Annotated in this window: 12 protein-coding genes and 1 other RNA gene; 9 read left to right on the plus strand and 4 right to left on the minus strand. The window is 70.7% G+C overall.

The window, feature by feature from the left end:
* Nucleotides 1-2: 2 nt before the first annotated feature.
* Nucleotides 3-1,922, plus strand: a complete 1,920-nt coding sequence (locus HNP84_RS22370; protein ID WP_185051731.1) for an acetoacetate--CoA ligase — start codon at nucleotides 3-5, stop codon at nucleotides 1,920-1,922.
* Between the two features lie 3 nt (nucleotides 1,923-1,925).
* Here the strand turns inward: HNP84_RS22370 and HNP84_RS55135 are convergent, their stop codons facing one another.
* Entirely contained in the window at nucleotides 1,926-3,401 is a 1,476-nt protein-coding gene (locus HNP84_RS55135; protein ID WP_185051732.1) for an FAD-binding oxidoreductase, read from the minus strand.
* A 323-nt stretch (nucleotides 3,402-3,724) separates the two neighbouring features.
* On the opposite strand from HNP84_RS55135, the gene HNP84_RS22380 reads away from it, so the two are divergent.
* Nucleotides 3,725-8,593 carry an NAD-glutamate dehydrogenase gene (locus HNP84_RS22380; RefSeq protein ID WP_185051733.1) on the plus strand — a complete coding sequence of 1,623 codons (4,869 nt, stop codon included), beginning with the start codon at nucleotides 3,725-3,727 and terminating at the stop codon, nucleotides 8,591-8,593.
* 50 nt (nucleotides 8,594-8,643) lie between these two features.
* Here HNP84_RS22380 and HNP84_RS22385 read toward each other — a convergent pair whose 3' ends face one another.
* On the minus strand, nucleotides 8,644-9,738 hold the full coding sequence (locus HNP84_RS22385) for a DUF8094 domain-containing protein (RefSeq protein ID WP_185051734.1): 1,095 nt from the start codon (nucleotides 9,736-9,738) through the stop codon (nucleotides 8,644-8,646).
* Between the two features lie 162 nt (nucleotides 9,739-9,900).
* Here HNP84_RS22385 and prfB point away from each other — a divergent pair, with 162 nt between their 5' ends.
* Complete coding sequence (gene prfB, locus HNP84_RS22390; protein WP_185051735.1) at nucleotides 9,901-11,016, plus strand: peptide chain release factor 2; 1,116 nt, start codon at nucleotides 9,901-9,903, stop codon at nucleotides 11,014-11,016.
* A gap of 658 nt (nucleotides 11,017-11,674) precedes the next feature.
* On the opposite strand, the gene HNP84_RS22395 is transcribed toward prfB, so the two are convergent.
* A complete protein-coding gene (locus HNP84_RS22395) occupies nucleotides 11,675-11,866 on the minus strand; it encodes an RING finger protein (RefSeq protein ID WP_185051736.1) in 192 nt (63 codons plus the stop codon).
* A gap of 220 nt (nucleotides 11,867-12,086) precedes the next feature.
* On the opposite strand from HNP84_RS22395, the gene ftsE reads away from it, so the two are divergent.
* From ftsE to HNP84_RS22425, 6 genes are all read left to right on the plus strand, one after another.
* Entirely contained in the window at nucleotides 12,087-12,776 is a 690-nt protein-coding gene (ftsE, locus tag HNP84_RS22400; RefSeq protein ID WP_185051737.1) for a cell division ATP-binding protein FtsE, read from the plus strand.
* 36 nt (nucleotides 12,777-12,812) lie between these two features.
* Complete coding sequence (ftsX, locus tag HNP84_RS22405; protein ID WP_185051738.1) at nucleotides 12,813-13,721, plus strand: permease-like cell division protein FtsX; 909 nt, start codon at nucleotides 12,813-12,815, stop codon at nucleotides 13,719-13,721.
* A gap of 53 nt (nucleotides 13,722-13,774) precedes the next feature.
* Nucleotides 13,775-14,242 carry an SsrA-binding protein SmpB gene (gene smpB / locus HNP84_RS22410; RefSeq protein WP_185051739.1) on the plus strand — a complete coding sequence of 156 codons (468 nt, stop codon included), beginning with the start codon at nucleotides 13,775-13,777 and terminating at the stop codon, nucleotides 14,240-14,242.
* The gene (locus HNP84_RS22415) at nucleotides 14,239-16,257 is read left to right on the plus strand and encodes a penicillin-binding transpeptidase domain-containing protein (RefSeq protein WP_312925479.1); all 2,019 of its coding nucleotides are present in this window, start codon (nucleotides 14,239-14,241) and stop codon (nucleotides 16,255-16,257) included. Before smpB ends, HNP84_RS22415 begins: the two co-directional genes overlap by 4 nt.
* 682 nt (nucleotides 16,258-16,939) lie before the next feature.
* Nucleotides 16,940-17,328, plus strand: a transfer-messenger RNA (tmRNA) gene (gene ssrA, locus HNP84_RS22420).
* 220 nt (nucleotides 17,329-17,548) lie between these two features.
* A complete protein-coding gene (locus HNP84_RS22425) occupies nucleotides 17,549-18,391 on the plus strand; it encodes a phosphatidylinositol-specific phospholipase C/glycerophosphodiester phosphodiesterase family protein (protein ID WP_185051740.1) in 843 nt (280 codons plus the stop codon).
* A 53-nt stretch (nucleotides 18,392-18,444) separates the two neighbouring features.
* Here the strand turns inward: HNP84_RS22425 and HNP84_RS22430 are convergent, their stop codons facing one another.
* Complete coding sequence (locus tag HNP84_RS22430; protein WP_185051741.1) at nucleotides 18,445-19,419, minus strand: aldo/keto reductase; 975 nt, start codon at nucleotides 19,417-19,419, stop codon at nucleotides 18,445-18,447.
* Nucleotides 19,420-19,535 lie beyond the last annotated feature (116 nt).

Here is a 19,535-nt window from a genome sequence, read left to right on the forward strand (position 1 = left end):
GCATGGCTGAGGAAGGCGCGCTGCTGTGGGAACCGACCGACGAGGTCGTCCGCAATTCCAAGATCACCAGCTACATGGCATGGCTCGGCCGCACCGGCGGCTACGAGGACCTGTGGGAGTGGTCCGTGGCCAACCCCGCGGACTTCTGGAGCTCCATCTGGGACTACTTCGACGTCGCCGGCGAGCGTGGTGACGGGCCCGTCCTCAATGGGACGATGCCGAAGGCCGAATGGTTCGCCGGATCGGCCGTCAACTACGCGGAGAACGCGCTTCGTCACGCCGAGGCCACTCCCGGCCGTACGGCGGTGGTCTTCCGCGGCGAGGACGGCGCCCGCGGCACCCTCACCTTCGCCGAGCTGCGCGAGGAGGTGGCGCGGGTGCGCGCCGGGCTGGTCCGGCTCGGCGTGGGCCGCGGCGACCGGGTGGCCGCGTACGTGCCCAACATCGCCGAGGCGCTGATCGCGTTCCTGGCCGTGTCCTCGCTCGGCGCGATCTGGTCCTCCTGCTCGCCCGACTTCGGCGCGCCCAGCGTCACCGACCGGTTCAGCCAGATCGAGCCGGTCGTGCTGATCGCGGTGGACGGCTACCGCTACAACGGCAAGGTCTACGACCGCACCCAGGCCGTCCGCGACATCGCCGCCAAGCTGCCCTCGCTGCGCACCACGGTCTGGATCCCGCGCGTGGGCGCCGAGCTGCCCGAGGACGCCGCGACCTGGGCCGAGCTGCGTGCCGAGAGCGCGCCGATGGCCTACGAGCGGGTGCCGTTCGGCCACCCGCTGTGGATCGTCTACTCCAGCGGCACCACCGGCCTGCCCAAGCCCATCGTGCACGGCCACGGCGGCATCGTCCTGGAACACCTCAAGGCGATCTCCTTCCACCAGGACCTCGGCCCCGACGACGTGTTCTTCTGGTACACCACGACCGGCTGGATGATGTGGAACTACCTCATCGGCGGCCTGCTGGTCGGCTGCACCGTGGTGCTGTACGACGGCAGCGCCAACCACCCCGGCACCGACGTGCTGTGGAACCTGGTCGCCGAGGAGGGCGTGACCTACTTCGGCACCGGCGCGCCGTACATCACCGCGTCCATGAAGGCCGGGCTGAAGCCCAGCGGCCTGGACCGCCTGCGCGGCCTCGGCTCCACCGGCTCGCCGCTGCCGCCCGAGGGCTTCGACTGGGTGTACTCCGACGTCAAGCCGGACGTCCAGCTCGGCTCGTTCTCCGGCGGCACCGACGTGTGCACCGGCTTCGTGGGCGCGGTCCCGCTGCTGCCGGTGCGCTCCGGCGTCATCCCGTGCCGCTGCCTGGGCGCCAGTGTCGAGTCGTACGACCCGGCGGGCAAGCCCCTGATCGGCGAGGTCGGCGAGCTGGTCATCACCGCCCCGATGCCGTCGATGCCGGTCATGTTCTGGAACGACCCCGAGGGCGAGCGCTACCGCGACAGCTACTTCGCCGAGTACCCGGGGGTGTGGCGGCACGGCGACTGGATCAAGATCCTCCCGGACGGCGGCTGCGTGATCTACGGCCGCTCCGACTCCACCCTCAACCGCGGCGGCGTCCGCATGGGCACCAGCGAGTTCTACCGCGTCGTCGAGCGGTTCGAGGAGATCGCCGACAGCCTGGTGATCGACACCGGCCAGCTCGGCCAGGAGGGCCGCCTGCTGCTGTACGTGGCCATGGCCCCCGGCGCCGCCCTGACCGACGACCTCGTCGCCGCCCTGCGCACGGCCCTGCGCACGGAGCTGTCCCCCCGCCACGTCCCCGACATGATCCGCGAGGTCCCCGGCATCCCCCGCACCCTGTCGGGCAAGAAGCTGGAGGTCCCCGTCCGCAAGATCCTCCAGGGCACCCCCGTGGAGAAGGCCGCCAACCCCGACGCCATGGCCAACCCCGAGGTCCTGACCCACTTCGTCCCCGAGTAGCCCTCAGATCGCCTGCGGGAAGCGGAAGCGGCGGGCCGGGTCGTACTTCGCCTTGATCCGGGCGAGGCGGGGCGCGTTCGGCCCGTAGTACGCCGTGCGCCAGCCGGTCAGCTTGGGGTCGATGTAGTTGACGTAGGCGTGGTGGCCGAAGTGCGGGGTCATGGCCGCGTGGGCGTCGCGGAGCCAGGCGGCGCGGCCCGCCCGGTGGGCGTAGTACTGGACGCTGAAGACGGCGGCGCGGTGGGGGAAGGCGGTGGCCTGCGGCCCGACCCGGCCCACCGCGCCGCCGAGGGCGTCCAGGAGTACGGCGTGGTCGCCGGGGGCCGCGACCTTGGCGACCAGGGTGGCGATCCCGGCGGACGACAGGGGGCGGTAGGCGATGTGCGACTTGGCCTCGAAGGTGTCGCGGACGAGCCTGCCGTCGCGGGTCTGGCCGGGCAGGGAGCCGGGGAGGTGGCACTGGGAGACCGAGTACGACGAGCAGCCCGCCATGATCATCATCGCCTGGCGGTAGGAGGTCGCCCGGACGTAGCGGCTGGAGGTGGCGCCGATGCGGCCGGCCAGGCGGTCGAGCAGGTTCTCGCAGGCCGCCCTGCCGCCCAGGTACAGGCCGCCGACCTGGACCGCGGGGCCGCCGCCCTCGCGGGTGAGGTGCAGGTTGGACCACAGGGCGTCGGGGGCCGCCGGAGCCCACTTCTGCCACTCGGCCACCACCTTGCGGGCCTTCGCCCAGGGCCAGCGCAGGAAGAAGACCGTGACCTCGCGGATCGGGTGGGTGCGGAAGGTGAAGGAGGTCGCCACGCCGAAGTTGCCGCCACCGCCGCCGCGCGAGGCCCAGTACAGGTCGGCGTTGTGGTTCGCGTCACAGGTGAGCGTGGCGCCCGAGGCGGTGACGATCCGCACCGACTCCAGCACGTCGCAGGTCAGGCCGTACTTCCTGGACACGACCCCGATGCCGCCGCCCAGGGCGAGGCCGCTGACGCCGACGGTGGGGCACGAGCCCGCCGGGATGCTGACGCCCGAGGCGGCGAGGCGGTCGTAGACGTCGATGAGCTTGGCCCCGGCGCCGACCACCGCGCGGCCGGAGGAGTGGCGCACCGAGCGCATGGGGGAGACGTCGATCACCAGGCCGGTGCCGGTGGACCAGCCCGCGTAGGAGTGGCCGCCTGAGCGGACCGCGAGCGGCACGTCGTACCGGGTGGCGAAGCGCACGCACTCGGCCACGTCCGCGTCGTTCGCGCAGTACGCGATGCCGGCCGGGCGCACGTCGTCGAAGGCCGGGTTGTACAGCCGCCGCGCGGCGCCGTAGGAGGCGTCTCCGGGGCGGACGAGGCGCCCGTCGAGTCCTCGGCCCAGGGCGGCCCAGTCGGCCGGTCTGGGGGCGCTGAGGGCCGCCAGGGGGCCGCCGCCGAGAGGTAAGGCCGCCGCCAGGGGCGCGAACGCGGTGAGGCGGAGGAAATCGCGGCGGTCGGACGGCATGAAGGGCTCCCCAAAGGACAGTGACACCGCATGGTGAGACGTACGGATGCGACGCCGGGTTGGTCACAGATCCGTCACCTCTGGGAGACGGGTCACGTTGACGGCGTCCTTGATTTCGGGTGATATCGGTACGGCGAACAACCCGGTCAAGGGCGACCGGGACCGATTGGGGGGCTACTTGGTGGACTCGCCGTGGTCCGGCACGGGATCATGACCGTGGCCGATGCCCCCTCCTCCCCTCCGCGCCGTGATCGTCGCGCGCGGGCGCGCGAGGAACACACCCGATGACAAGGCGACATCCCTCACAAAGGAGTGAGAGCGACATGCCCCTCGAAGAGGCGAAGGACGAGCTGCTGCGGAGCGCGGCCACGATGTGCGCGCAGACGCCCGGCAGCGAGCACGTGGGCGTGGAGGAGGCGCTCGGCTACCTGCGCACGTACTATCGGCATGTCGCGCCGGAGGATCTGCTCGACCGCAATCCCGTGGACGTCTACGGCCCGGCGATGGCGCACCGCCAGCTCGCCGAGCACCGTCCCCAGGGCCGGGCCCTGGTGCGCGCCTACACCCCCACCCTGGAGGAGAACGGCTGGGACCCGGGACACTCCGTGGTCGAGGTCGTCACCGACGACATGCCGTTCCTGGTCGACTCGGTGACCATGGAGCTCGACCGGCACCAGATCGGCACCCACCTGGTCGTGCACCCCCAGATGCGGGTACGCCGCGACATCACCGGCAAGATGCTCGGCCCCGGCCAGGACGACGTGACCGGGCAGATCACGGCCGAGTCGTGGATGCACCTGGAGATCGACAGGCAGGCCGACGGCGAGGTGCTGAAGCGGCTGGAGTCCGACCTGCAGCGGGTGCTGGCCGACGTGCGCTACGCGGTCGAGGACTTCCCCAAGATGCGGGCCCTGGCGCTCCAGGCGGCCGAGGACGCCTCGGTGAACCCGCCGCCGCTTGAGCCGGCCGAGGTCGAGGACAGCCTCGACCTGCTGCGCTGGCTCGCCGACGGGCACTTCACCTTCCTGGGCTACCGCGAGTACCGGCTGGAGCAGTCGCAGGACGGCGAGACGCTGCGCGCGGTGCCGGGCACCGGGCTCGGCATCCTGCGCGCCGACAAGGCCGGCTCCGACAGCTTCGCCGCCATGCCGGCCGAACTGCGCGCCAAGGCCCGCGAGAAGCAGATGCTGATCATCACCAAGGGCAACACCCGCGCCACCGTGCACCGCCCGGCGTACCTCGACTACGTGGGCGTGAAGGTGTTCGGGGCCGACGGCGAGGTGGTGGGGGAGCGGCGCTTCCTGGGCCTGTTCACGCACGTCGCCTACAACGAGTCGATCTCCCGCATCCCGGTGCTGCGCCGCAAGCTGGCCGGGGTGCTGGCGGCGGCCGGCCTGACCCCCGAGAGCCACGACGGCAAGGACCTGATCGAGGAGCTGGAGTCGTTCCCGCGCTCGGAGCTGTTCCAGATCTCGGTGGAGGAGCTGCTGCCGATCGCGCGCGGCGTGCTGCGGCTGCGCGAGCGCAAGCAGCTCCGGCTGTTCCTGCGCCGCGACGACTACGGCCGCTACATCTCCTGCCTGATCTACCTGCCGCGCGAGCGCTACACCACCAAGATCCGGCTGCGCATGCAGGAGATCCTGATGAGCGCGCTGGGCGGGTCCACGCTCGACTACAGCGCCATGATCGGTGAGTCAGCGCTGGCGCGGCTGCACGTGATGATCCGCGGCGAGCGCGGCCGGCCGCTGCCCGCCACCGGGGTGGACCTGGAGGATCTGGAGGTACGCCTGGCGCGGGCGACCCGCTCGTGGGAGGACGACCTGGTCGAGGCGATCACCGAGCTGTGCTCGGAGGAGGAGGCCCCCGCGCTCATCCGGCGCTACCAGGCGGCCTTCTCCGAGGGGTACAAGGCCGACTTCCCGCCCCGCATGGCCGTGGCCGACCTGCGCAAGCTGGAGGCCCTGGCGGGCACGCCCGACGAGATCGCGCTCAACCTGTACGAGCCGTACGACGCCGTCGAGGGCGAGCGCCGGCTGAAGATCTACCGGCTGGAGCGGCCGATCTCGCTGTCCCACGTGCTGCCGCTGCTGCAGCGGCTGGGCGTCGAGGTCGTGGACGAGCGTCCGTACGAGGTGGACCGTGACAACGACCCGGCCACCAAGAACGCCTGGATCTACGACTTCGGGCTGCGCTACAAGCCCTCGGAGCAGGTGCCCAAGGAGGAGTTCAAGGGCCTGTTCCAGGACGCGTTCCTGGCGCTGTGGCGCGGCGAGGTGGAGCCCGACGGGTTCAACGCGCTGGTGCTGGCGGCCGGGCTCACCTGGGAGGAGGCCGGCATCCTGCGGGCGTACGCGAAGTACCTGCGCCAGGCCGGCACGACCTTCAGCCAGCAGTACATGCAGCACGTCCTGCTCGGCAACGTACGGCTGGCGCGGCTGCTGGTGCGGCTGTTCGAGGCCAGGCTCGACCCCAAGCGGGGCGAGGAGGTGCGCGACGAGCTGTGCGAGGCGCTGACCGAGGAGATCCTCAGCGCCCTGGACGACGTGGCGTCGCTGGACGAGGACCGCATCCTGCGGGCGTACCTGGAGATGATCCAGGCCACGCTGCGCACCAACTACTTCCAGCGCGACGGCGCGGGGCGGCGCAAGCCGTACCTGGCGCTGAAGTTCGACCCCGAGGCGATCAGCGTGCTGCCGCTGCCGCGGCCCAAGTTCGAGATCTTCGTGTACTCGCCGCGGGTCGAGGGCGTGCACCTGCGCTTCGGCAAGGTGGCGCGGGGCGGGCTGCGCTGGTCGGACCGGATGGAGGACTACCGCACCGAGATCCTGGGGCTGGTCAAGGCGCAGATGGTGAAAAATACCGTCATCGTGCCTACTGGGTCTAAAGGCGGATTTGTTGTGAAGCGTCCGCCGGAGTCCGGTTCGCGGGAGGAGGTGCTGGCCGAGGGCATCGCCTGCTACCGCATGTTCATCTCCGGCCTGCTCGACCTGACCGACAACCTGGTGGACAACCAGGTGGTGCCGCCGAAGGACGTGGTGCGCCGCGACGGCGACGACACCTACCTCGTCGTGGCGGCCGACAAGGGCACCGCGACGTTCTCCGACATCGCCAACCAGGTCGCCCAGGACTACGGCTTCTGGCTCGGCGACGCCTTCGCCTCCGGCGGCTCCATCGGCTACGACCACAAGGCGATGGGCATCACCGCGCGCGGCGCGTGGGAGTCGGTGAAGTACCACTTCCGCACCATGGGCGTGGACGTGCAGACCACCGACTTCACCGTTGTCGGCATCGGCGACATGTCGGGCGACGTGTTCGGCAACGGCATGCTGCTGTCGGAGCACATCCGGCTCGTGGCCGCGTTCGACCACCGGCACGTCTTCATCGACCCCGACCCCGACGCCGCCCGCTCGTACGCGGAACGCTCCAGGCTGTTCGCGCTCCCGCGCAGCTCCTGGGCCGACTACGACGCCTCGGCGATCTCGGCGGGCGGCGGCGTCTGGCCGCGTACGGCCAAGTCGATCCCGATCAGCGCCCAGGCCCGCGCCGCCCTCGGCATCGCCGACGGCGTGACCGCTATGGCCCCGAACGACCTGATCAGCGCGATCCTCAAGGCCCCGGTGGACCTGCTGTGGAACGGCGGCATCGGGACCTACGTCAAGGCCACCTCCGAGACCCACGCCGACGCCGGCGACAAGGCCAACGACGCGCTGCGGATCAACGCCGCCGACCTGCGCTGCAAGGTCGTCGGCGAGGGCGGCAACCTCGGCCTGACCCAGCTCGCCCGGATCGAGTTCGCGCGCAACGGCGGCCTGATCAACACCGACTTCATCGACAACTCCGCCGGCGTGGACACCTCCGACCACGAGGTCAACATCAAGATCCTGCTGGACCGGGTGCGGCGCGACGGCGAGCTGACCGACAAGCAGCGCAACCAGCTCTTCCTCGACATGACCGACGAGGTGGCCAAGCTGGTGCTGCGCGACAACTACGCCCAGAACGTCGTGCTGGCGGCGGCGCGCAAGCAGGCGTCGTCCATGCTGCACGTGCACGCCCGCTACCTGCGCAAGCTGGAGCGCGCCGGGCTGCTGAACCGGGAGCTGGAGCACCTGCCCTCGGACAAGGTCCTGGCCGAGCGGCGCCAGGCCGGGCTGGGCCTGACCGGGCCCGAGTTCGCCGTGCTGCTGGCCTACACCAAGCTGGTCGCCGACGCCGAACTGCTCGCCTCCGACCTGCCCGACGACCCGTACCTCGCGTCGTGGCTGGTGTCGTACTTCCCGTCGGCGCTGCGCGAGCGGCTGCGCCCGTACATGGACGCCCACCCGCTGCGGCGCGAGATCATCACCACCGGCGTGGTGAACGACCTGGTCAACGCCGGCGGCACCACGTTCATGTTCCGGATCGCCGAGGAGACCGGCGCGTCCACGCCCGACATCGCCCGCGCGTACCTCGTCGCGCGCGAGGTGTTCGACCTGCCCAGCTTCTGGCGGGCCGTCGAAGGGCTGGACAACAAGGTCGATACCGTGACCCAGCTCCGCATGCTCCTCGAAGGCCGCAAGCTCATCGAACGCGGCGCGCGGTGGCTGCTCGGCAACCGCCGCCCCCCGCTCGACCTGGCCTCCACGGTGACCTTCTTCGCCGAGGGCATGAACGGCCTGCTGCCCCACCTGCCCAAGCTGCTCGCCGGGCCCGACCTGACCGCCTTCGAGGAGCGCAGAGACTCCTTCGTCGCGCAGGGCGTCCCGGAGGAGCTGGCCGAGCGCACCGCCGCCATGGTCCCGGCCTACTCCACCTTCGACCTGGTCGAGATCGCCTCCCACACCGGCCGCCCGGTCACCGAGGTGGCCGAGGTCTACTTCGACCTGGCCGCCCGGCTCCAGCTCTCCCGCCTGCGCGAGCGGGTCATCGCCCTGCCGCGCGACAACCGCTGGAACTCCATGGCCAGGGCCGCCCTCCGCGACGACCTGTACGCCGCGCACGCCGCCCTCACCCGCGACGTGCTGACCCACAGCAAGCCGGGCGTGGCCCCGGAGGAACGCCTGGCCCACTGGACCGAGGCCAACTCGGCCGCGGTGGCCCGCTCCCGCCAGACCCTCTCGGAGATCTGGGAGAGCGACACCTTCGACCTGGCCACCCTGTCGGTCGCCCTCCGCGCCATCCGCACCCTGGTGAGCAGCAGCAGCCTGCCCGCCTGAAGCCGTCGCAGCGCCGTTCCTGGGCGAGCCCCGCTCGCCCAGGAACCCGGCTAGCGGCCGGTGACCCTGGTGACCGCGCCTTCGTAGGCGATGACCTCGGCCGGTTCGTGCTTGTCGCGGGGCGGGACCAGGCTGGCGTACTGGTGGGTCTCGATGATGCGCAGTTCGTTGGAGACCGCCTGGTCGTTGGCGGCCCAGCGGGCGTTCTCGGGGACCTCGATCCAGGGGGCGCTGGGCAGGCGGGCGGTGAGGGTGGTCGTGCGGGTCATCTCGTACGACACCAGCGCGCCGCCGTCCTCGGTGCGCAGGGCGAAGATGGGCGACTGGGTGGCGCTGAAGATCGAGTCGTAGTCGAGGCCGTCGTGCCGGGCCTGCTGCTTCTCCTCGGCGATCTCGTCGGAGTAGCCCGTGGTGTAGGGGCCCGGCTCGATCAGGCCGGCCGAGAAGCCCTTGGAGCCCTCCTCGGCCACGGTGGCGTGCAGCGGCGGCATGAGCTGGGGGCTGACGCCGATGGTCTCGTCACGGCTGGGCAGCGCGGTGGCGTAGCCGTCGGCGTCGAGGGCCACCTCGGGCGGGTCGGCGCCGTCCAGCAGCAGGGAGCCGAAGCTGAGCTGCCAGCGCGCCTCGTCGTCCTGCTTCATCAGCGTGAGCAGGGCCGTACGGGACTCCGAGCCGCGCACCGCCTTGCCCGCGGCCCCGGAGCCGCCCTCGGCCTCACGGCCGGTGCGCCGCACGACGGCGGTGAACCAGTACGGCGCGCGTTCCAGCCGCGGCACGTACACGTCCTCCACCTGCCAGGCGTAGCGGGCCGGCCGCAGGCCCGTGGAACGGTACGCCGCGATGGTCAGCGCCGCCTGGCCGTCGCGGGCCAGCGACAGCGCCATGCGCAGATCGCCGCCCGCGCGCAGCACGTCGTCGGTGGCGAGGTAGCGCTCGACGGCCTCGCGCGCCTCTTCCTGCGTGAGCGCGGGGCCCGGGGACGGCGAGGGGCTCGCGCTCTGCGCGGTGGTGGCCGCCACCGGGGTGGGGCTGCCGCGGCCCGGCGGCCCGGAGGAGCCGGTGCACCCGGTGAGACCGGCCAGGACGGCCGCGACCACGGTGATCACGGCGGGCAGGAACGCCCGCCGCCGACCGCAAGCTCGCACGCCGCCTCCGTCCTACGCTCACGTTTTCTTGGCGTTTGTAGCCGAATATCCGGCACGGGAGCGTCCATTGTCCGGGTCGTACCCCCGTATCACCCCGCGGGGGTTCATGTTAAGCCCTGCGTGGTGCCTGACAGGGGTCAGAGGTCGCGTACGCTTGCAACCGTGGCAGCCATCGACCCGGCAGAAGAGATCAACGAGCTGAGAAGCACGCTGAAGGGCGTTCAGGACGTGCTCGACCTCGACGCTATGCGCAAGCAGATCGCCGAGCTGGAGGAGCAGGTTGCCGCGCCCGACCTCTGGAACGACCCCGAGCAGGCGCAGAAGGTCACCAGCAGGCTCTCGCACATGCAGGCGGAGCTGAACCGCGTAGACGGCCTGGCCGGCAGGCTGGAGGACCTCGCGGTGCTCTACGAGCTGGCCGAGGCCGAGGACGACGCCGACACGCGCGAGGAGGCCGACCGCGAGCTGGCGTCCCTGCGCGCCGACGTGAGCGCGCTGGAGGTCCGCACCCTGCTGTCCGGCGAGTACGACGCGCGCGAGGCCCTGGTCACGATCAACTCCCAGGCGGGCGGCGTCGACGCGGCCGACTGGGCGCAGATGCTGCTGCGGATGTACCTGCGGTGGGCCGAGCGCAAGGGCTACGCCACGGAGGTCTACGAGACCTCCTACGCCGAGGAGGCCGGCATCAAGTCGGCCACGTTCACGGTCAAGGCGCCGTACGCCTACGGCACCCTCCGCGGCGAGCACGGCACCCACCGCCTGGTGCGGATCAGCCCGTTCGACAACCAGGGCCGCCGCCAGACCTCCTTCGCCGGCGTGGACGTCGTGCCGGTCGTGGAGCAGACCGACCACATCGACATCAACGAGGACGACATCCGCGTGGACGTCTACCGGTCCTCGGGTCCGGGCGGCCAGGGCGTCAACACCACCGACTCCGCCGTCCGGCTGACCCACATCCCCACCGGGATCGTGGTCTCCTGCCAGAACGAGCGCTCCCAGCTCCAGAACAAGGCCACCGCGATGGCGGTCCTCCAGGCCAAGCTGCTGGAGCGCAAGCGCCAGGAGGAGGCCGAGAAGATGTCGGAGCTGCGCGGCGAGGCCACCACCTCCTGGGGCACCCAGATCCGCAACTACGTCCTGCACCCGTACCAGATCGTCAAGGACCTGCGCACCAACGTCGAGGCCGGCAACCCGGGCGCCGTCCTCGACGGCGAACTCGACGAGTTCATCGAGGCCGAGATCCGCTGGATGCGCCGCCAGGAGGCCGGCCAGAACTGATCCGCCGGGTCGGCTTGATCCGCCGGATCGGCCGGACCCTCCGGATCGGCCAGGTCGGCCAGACCATTTCGGTCTGGATCGGCCGGCAGTGAGCGGCCGGGGCACGGGTCCGCGTGCCCACGCGCCATCCCGCTCACCCCCGCGCACGGCCCTCGCCGGTCCCGCTCAGCACCCGTGGATCCAGCCCCCGCCGGTCCCGCTGAGCCTCGCGCGCCTCGCCCCTTGGGGTCGCGCCGAGGCCCGTGCACCAAATCTCCCGCCCGGTTCCCCGCCCAGCGCCGGTGCACCGAATCCCCGCCGATCCCGGTCGGCGGCGGTGCGCCCGGCCTCCCGCCGGTTCCGTTCAACCCCCGCGCGCCCAGCTCCCCGGGGGCGAGCCCGGCGCCTGTGCACCCAGTCCCCGCCAGTCCCGCCCGGCATCCGCGCACCCGGCCGTCGCCGGTCCCGGCGCGGGCTTGGACCCGCCGGTCTCGCCTCACCCCGGCCGGGCGCGCGCAGCCTCCGTGCCGGTCCCGCTCGGCTCCGGCCGTCCCATGCGGCCTCGGTCACCGCCGTCCAGACTCAGCCTCGGCCACCGTCGTGCAGCCGCAGCCCTGGCCTGCGCCGAGCCATGGGCAGGCCCAGCCTCGGCCTTCGCCCGCCGTGGGCGGCCCCGGGCTCAGCCTCCGGCGAGGTGCTTGAGGGCGAGGGTGAGGAAGAGCAGGGCGATGAGCACCATGACCACAAGTGCCGGGGAGATCCCGCCCCATCCCTGGTCGTGGAGTTTCTCGCGTCCCGCCCGGCACACCGGGCACCGCCCCTCGACCACCGGCCCGGCACACTGGGCACAGATCAAGTGTTCGCAGCTCATGCCGCGCTCCCCTCAGCTTTGCCGTACCTGTGACGACCGCCGATTGTTTTGTTTCCGTTATGGACGTTCCATGCCAGTGTTCCCCCTAGACTGTGCTCTGGCCAACCGGAACGTCGATCAAGGGTAAAGATCTGCGCTCCCGGCGGGCGAGCGGCGGGAAGTGGCCTCTACCACCCCCGCGACCGTCCTACCCCCTAGACTGGCATGCCGTGATGCGCCCGTGATCCATTTCGATAACGTCTCCAAGGTCTACGCGAACCAGAACCGCCCCGCGCTCGACCACGTAAGCGTCGATGTCGACAAGGGCGAGTTCGTGTTCCTCGTCGGCCCCTCGGGGTCCGGCAAGTCGACCTTCCTGCGCCTGATCTTGAAGGAGGAGAAGCCCAACTCCGGCTCGATCCACGTGGCCGGCAAGGACCTCTCCCGCCTGTCCAACTTCAAGGTCCCCCACTTGCGCCGCCGCATCGGCTGCGTCTTCCAGGACTTCCGCCTGCTGCCGAACAAGAACGTCTACGAGAACGTCGCGTTCGCGCTGGAGGTCATCGGAAAGCCGCGGCGGTTCATCCGAAAGGTCGTGCCCGAGGTCGTCGAACTGGTCGGCCTGGAGGGCAAGGCCCATCGCATGCCGGACGAGCTCTCCGGTGGCGAGCAGCAGCGGGTCGCCATGGCCCGCGCGTTCGTCAACCGGCCGATGATCCTCCTCGCGGACGAGCCCACCGGCAACATCGACCCCGCGACGAGCATCGGCATCATGAAGGTGCTCGACCGGATCAACAGGACCGGCACCACGGTCGTCATGGCCACCCACGACGCGGCGATCGTCGACTCCATGCGCAAGCGCGTGGTCGAGCTAGAGGACGGCAAAATCGTCCGGGACCAGTCGCGCGGCGTCTACGGACAGGCATACTGACCGACCAGAACCCGGGACGAGAGCAACAGGAAGAGCATGCGGGCGAACTTCATCTTCTCCGAGGTCTGGATCGGCCTCCGCCGCAACCTCACGATGACCATCGCCGTCGTCGTCACGGTTGCCATCGGCATGGCGCTGCTGGGCGTCGGTCTGATGATCAACGCCCAGGTCTCCAACATGAAGGACTTCTGGTCCGACAAGGTCGAGGTCTCGGTCTTCCTGTGCGGCAAGGACGACCCGTTCCCGGCCTGCAAGAACAGCGGCGGGGTCAACGAGCAGGAGAAGCAGACGCTCCTGGCCCAGATCAAGTCGCTGCCCCAGGTCGAGAACGTCACGTTCGAGAACCAGGCCGCCGCCTACGAGAACTTCAAAGCCCAGTACGGCGCCGACTCCGTGCTCGTCTCGGCGGTCAAGGTCGAGGACATGCCGGAGTCCTTCCGGGTCAAGCTGAAGGACCCCGAGGCGTACGGCTCGGTGATCGAACAGTTGAGGGGCGCGCCCGGCGTGTCCAACGTGGTCAACCAGCAGGACATCCTGGAGAGGTTCTTCGGGCTGCTGGAGCGGCTGCGCTGGGCGGCCCTGGTCATCGCGCTGATCCTGGTGTTCGCGGCCATCCTGCTGATCGGCAACACCGTACGGCTCTCGGCGTACAACCGGCGCCGTGAGACCGGGATCATGCGCCTCGTCGGCGCCTCCAACCTCTACATCCAGCTCCCCTTCGTGATGGAGGGCGTCATCGCGGGGCTGATCGGCGGGGTGGTGGCGGCCACCCTGCTGATCATCTCCAAGGTGTTCCTGTTCGAGAGCGTGCAGGCGTACCTGCCGGGCAACAGCCAGCTCGGCTGGGACGACGTCGCCTCGGTGATCACGCTGACGATGATCGTCGGCGTGGTGATCTGCGTGCTCGCCTCGTTCGTGACGCTCCGCCGCTACCTGAGGGTGTGACCCCGTGCCGCTCGTAGCGGCGGACCCTCCGAGACGCCGGTAGGCTCGGAAGCATGCCACGTGAGACCGGGCGCAAGCTCATCGCCCAGAACAAGCGTGCCCGCCACGACTACCACATCGAGGACACCTACGAAGCGGGCATCGTGCTGCAGGGCACCGAGGTGAAGTCCCTCCGGGCCGGCCGGGCCTCGCTGGTCGACGGTTACGCGACGGTCAAGGACGGGGAGGTGTGGATGATCAACGTGCACATCCCCGAGTACTCCCAGGGCACCTGGACCAACCACGCCGCCCGGCGCACCCGCAAGCTGCTGCTGCACCGCAAGGAGATCGACAAGCTCGTCCAGAAGACCAAGGAGGGCGGCCTCACCCTGGTCCCGCTCTCGCTGTACTTCAAGGACGGGCGGGCCAAGGTGGAGCTGGGGCTCGCGCGGGGCAAGAAGGACTGGGACAAGCGGCACACTCTGATGGAGCAGCAGGCCAAGCGGGAGATGGCCCGCGCGCTGCGGTACAGGAACAGGTGATCGTGTCGGCGGTCGTACGACGGGCCGGAAGGGCCGTGGGCCGGGGCAGGAGGACGGTCGCGGCGGCGCTCACGTTCGCCGTGACGGCGCCGATGTTGTCCGCCTGCTTCGAGGAGCCCACGGCCCACCAGGCCGTACGTGACTTCCTCGTGGGCTGGCAGTCGGGTGACTACACGCTGGCCGCACGGCGTACCGACGGCGACCCCAAGGCGGTCGCCAAGGCCCTGGCCGACGTACGCCTCCAGCTCGACGCCGCGTCGTTCCGGTTCAACCTGACCGGGATCACCCGGCAGGGCAACGCGTCCACCGCCGGCTTCCGGGCCGAGGTGGACCTCGGCGAGAACAACCCGCTGTGGGTCTACGACGGCAAGCTGCCGCTGCACCTCGTCGGCGGCGAGTGGAAGGTGCGCTGGTCGCCCAGCGTGCTGCACCCGCAGCTCAAGGAGGGGCAGCGCTTCGCCGTCGATCCCACCTCCGACGGCCGGCAGCCGGTCGTCGATCGCAACGGCGATCCCCTCCAGCGCAACGCCACCCTGTACGTCGCGGGCGTCACCCCCGCCACGGTGAAGGACGCGGCGCGCGTCTGCGAGGAGCTGTCGCGGGTCACCGGGTTCGCCCAGGACCGGCTGCTCAGCCGCATCCAGTCGGCCCCGCCCAGCTCGTTCGTGCCCCTGGTCACCTTCGGACGCCGCAAGTTCGCCCAGCTTCAGGCGAAGCTGGAGGCCATCGACGGCATCAAGATCGACACGCAGGAGGAGCCGGTCGCGCCCGACGCGCCGCGCCAGATCGTCGGCACGGTCAGCGCGGTCACCCCCGAGAGCGAGCAGCAGCTCGGCGGCCCGCAGCGCGCCGGCGACTCCATCGGGCTCAACGGCCTGCAGAAGGCCTACCAGGACCAGCTCACCGGCGCCACCGGCACCCGCGTGATCACCCTGGACCTCAAGACCGACCAGGAGGTCGCCGAGCTGGCCAAGTGGCCCGGCCGCGCCACCGCCTCCGTGGCCACCACCATCGACTCCCGGCTGCAGCAGGCCGCCGAGCTGGCGGTCGCCGGCACCCGGCCGGTCGCCCTGGTCGCGGTCAAGGCGTCCACCGGCGAGATCTACGCCGTCGCCACCAAGGACTACCACCAGGAGAAGGACGCCCTGGCCGGCAAGTTCCCGGCCGGCAGCGCCTTCTCGGTGGTGGCCGCCGACGCGATGCTCAAGGCGGGCGTCGATCCCAAGCAGAAGGTCCCCTGCCCGCCGCAGCGCACGGTCGGCGGCGCCCGGTTCCAGCAGCCCACGATCCCCGGCCAGACCACGACCACCGGCCAGACCACCACCCCGAACGCCGACCCGAACTCCACCCCGAACGCCGACCCGAACACCGGCCAGACCACGGGGCAGACGACGGGCCAGACCACCCAGTCCGCCCGCACCGCCTCCACCACGGTGCGCGGCGCCTTCGCCATGGGCTGCGTCACCGCCCTGGCCGCCATGGCCCGCCGCGTGGACGCCTCTGCCCTGGCCGCGAGCGCGGCGGCGTACGGGATCGGCAGCAAGTGGCAGCTCCCGCTGCGGTCCTACACCGGCCAGATGCCCAAGATGCTCACCGACGCCGGCAAGGCCAAGGCCGTGGTCGGCCAGAACGTCAAGGTCAGCCCGCTCACCATGGCCCTGGTCGCGGGCGCGGTCAAGAGCGGCACCTGGCACCCCCCGACCCTGGTCACCTCACCCGCGTCCCCCGACCCCACCGCCGAGGTCGTCCCGGTCCAGCAGCCCACCCCCATCCGCCTCGACTCCAAGGTCGTCGCCCAGCTCCGCACCATGATGCGCATGGGCGTCACCTCCGGCTCCGCCGCCACCGCCAACGCCTCCGGCGCCCCGGTTTACGGCATCGCCTCCACCCCCACCGACAACATCTCCTGGTTCATCGGCTGGCAGGGCGACGTGGCGATCGCCGTCATGGCCAACGGCACCGACCCGGCGGCGGTCGCGGGCCGCTTCTTCCACAACGCCCACTCCACCTCGTGACGCACAGCGAAAAAGTCATCACGCTGCGCAACCATGGTGCCCCCTCCCGGCGTCTCTCTATATGACTGGGCCGCTTGGGGGGTTGCGGCCCCAGTCGAGTGACGAGACAGGGCCTCATCTCGGGGGAAGCCCTGCCGTCCAGACCGGCGACACCCTGCCGGTCACCGGGATCGCGTGCCAAGCGCCGCGATCCCGGTTTCATATGTACGCCCAGAGCCCGCGTACCGATGTGCGCGACCACCCCGGCCGTACGGGAGTGATGCCGCCCGACGGGCGGCCGAGAGCGGCGCGCCCGCAGGGGCGGGTAGGCGTGGCGGCCACATGCGGGAGTGTCGAGGCCGGGATGTGCTCAGCGCGGCGCGTGGCGGGGCTGGGAATGGGTGGTGGTGGCCCTGGGACACCTGCGAGCCCAGAGGCAGCACGGCTGGGGACCGGTAGGGCGGTGTGACGTAGGGCGCCACCGCGCAGGGCGGCGCAGGGCGCCACCGCGCAGGGCGCCACCAGCGCAGGGCGAGCGGTGAGGCCGAGCAACGCCGGGACGGCGCCGAGACGGCGCCGAGACGGTGTGGCTCACCGGGCTCGGGGCGGGCGGGAGGGGGCGCTGAAGAGGGGCGGGGGGCGGGGAATTCGGTTGGCGTGGGGGGTGTTGTAGGTAGTATCTTCGGGATGAGTGAACAGACCTGGGGGTGACCGGTTTCGACTTTGGCCTTGCAAGACAGTGGGAAGCGAGCCGAGGACGGCGGACATAACCTCGTTAATCCTGTGACCGCGAAAAATAAGTGCCAATAAGAAGCACGCTGAGATGCCCGCCCAGGCTTCCCTGGGCCTCGCTGCCTAAGTAGCGAACATCTCTGTCGGCTCGGGAGCGCCTCCGGCCCGAGATCCGGCATCGCTAGGAGGCTCAACCGATCTGACCGGCTACGGGGAGGATCGGGAAATCAAACAGTAGCTGAGCCCGTCGGCGACTTGCCTGCGTGATCGCCGGGGCCGAGAAACTCACAGCAGGCTGCGCTCGGAGAATCCCTGGCTTGGGGTTGAAGGACGCGGGTTCGATTCCCGCCACCTCCACTCGTCGCAGGAGCCCGCGCGGTAGACCTACCGCGCGGGCTTCTTCGTGTCTCGGTGCGGGTCCCGCGTCTCGGTGCAGGTCCCGTGTCTCCGTGCAGGTCCCGATGGGGGGCCGGGTGCTCTGGAGTCGATCCCCTGTATTAGGGGATTCGTCACTTTCGTCACATCTTGCCCCCCTAGCGTGGCGGGCATCTCCGTCATCCCCGACCCCTGAGGAGATGCGATGTTCCGCCGAGTCCTGGGTGCGCTGGTCGCCGCGGGAGCGATGATGCTGGTGGCCGCGCCCGCGGTGGCGTCCAGCGGTGTCGAGCCGCTGCCCCGCGCCCACGCGCACAACGACTACGAGCACCCCCGGCCGCTGCTGGACGCCCTCGACCACGGGTTCACCAGCGTCGAGGCCGATATCTACCTGGTCGACGGGGAGCTGCGCGTCGGGCACGACCCGGAGGACCTCCGGCCCGGACGTACGCTGCAGTCGCTGTACCTGGACCCGCTGGCCCAGCGCGTACACGAGGGGCACGGGTGGGTCTTCCCGCGCAGCAGGCAGCAGCTCCAGCTCCTGGTGGACATCAAGAACACCGGCGCGGCCACGTACACCGAGCTGGACCGGGTGCTGCACGAGTACCGCAAGATGCTCACCACCTACCACAAGGGCCGGGTCAAGCCGGGGGCGATCACCGTGGTGATCAGCGGCGACCGGCCGCGGGCGCTGATGGCCGCGCAGGAGCGGCGGTACGCCTTCTACGACGGGCGGCTGTCGGACCTCGGGCAGGGCGGCGCGTCCCTGATCCCGCTCATCAGCGACAACTGGACCAACCACTTCACCTGGCGCGGTGAGGGCGAGATGCCGCAGGCGGAGCGGGACAAGCTCCGTCAGATCATCGCGACCGCGCACCGCGACGGACAGCGGGTGCGTTTCTGGGCCACCCCGGACGCCGCCGGGCCCGCCCGCGAGGCGATCTGGCGGGAGCTGGTCGCCGCGGACGTGGACCACATCAACACCGACGACCTGGCGGGCCTGCGGCAGTTCCTGCTGCGGAACGACGCCGAGCGCGCCGCCGCCTGAGTTCCCCCCGTACCGGGCCGCCGGCCGCGCGGGGCCGGCGGCCCGGCCGGCTGCTACTCGTGCCCGAGGACCGGGTGCGGCCGGTACGGGGCCTCCAGGCGGGCGATGTCGTCGTCCGAGAGCCTGACGTCCAGGGCGGCGATGGCGTCCTCCAGGTGGCCGATCTTGGTCGCGCCCACGATCGGGGCGTTGACGGCGGGCTTGGCCAGCAGCCAGGCCAGCGCGATCCGGGCCGGAGGCAGGCCGTGCTCGCCGGCCACCTCGTGCACCGCGTCCACCACCGGGGTGTCCAGGTCGCTGTAGAGCGCGTCGGCGTACGCGTCGCTGCCGGCCCTGGTCGTGGCCCCCTCCGCCGTACGCGGCCGGGCCAGCAGGCCGCGCGCCAGCGGGCTCCACGGGATCAGCCCCACGCCCATGTCCTGGCACAGCGGGATCATCTCCCGCTCCTCCTCGCGGTAGACGAGGTTGTAGTGGTTCTGCATCGTGACGAACCGGGTCCAGCCGTTGCGCTCGGCGACGTGCTGCGCCTTGGCGAACTGCCAGGCGTACATGCTGGACGCCCCGATGTAGCGGGCCTTGCCCGCCTTGACCACGTCGTGCAGCGCCTCCATGGTCTCCTCGATCGGCGTCTCGTAGTCCCAGCGGTGGATCTGGTACAGATCGAGGTGGTCGGTGCCGAGGCGGCGCAGCGAGGCGTCGATGGAGGCCATGATGTGCTTGCGCGACAGGCCCTTGTCGTTCTCGCCCGGTCCCATCGGGAAGTACACCTTGCTGGCCAGCACGTAGTCGTCCCGCGAGGGGAACAGCTTGTCCAGCAGCCGGCCGGTGATCTCCTCGCTCACGCCCGTCGAGTACATGTCGGCGGTGTCGAAGAAGGTCACGCCGGCCTCCACCGCACGGCGTACGATCGGCTCCGCCTGGTCCTCGGGGAGGAACCACTGCCGCTGAGCCGGATCACCGTAGCTCATCATGCCCAGGCAGATCCTGGACACCCGCATGCCCGTCGAACCCAATCGTGTGTATTCCATGGCCTTCATCCTCTCCTGCCGGAGAACGCGGGCCGAGCGGGGGTGTACATGGTGCTGGCGATCCGGCTCTGGACAACGCGCGTGTTCTTCGGTGACCGTCATTGGTGAGGAGACCT

The organism is Thermocatellispora tengchongensis (assembly GCF_014202315.1).
Taxonomy (GTDB): Bacteria; Actinomycetota; Actinomycetes; order Streptosporangiales; family Streptosporangiaceae; genus Thermocatellispora; species Thermocatellispora tengchongensis.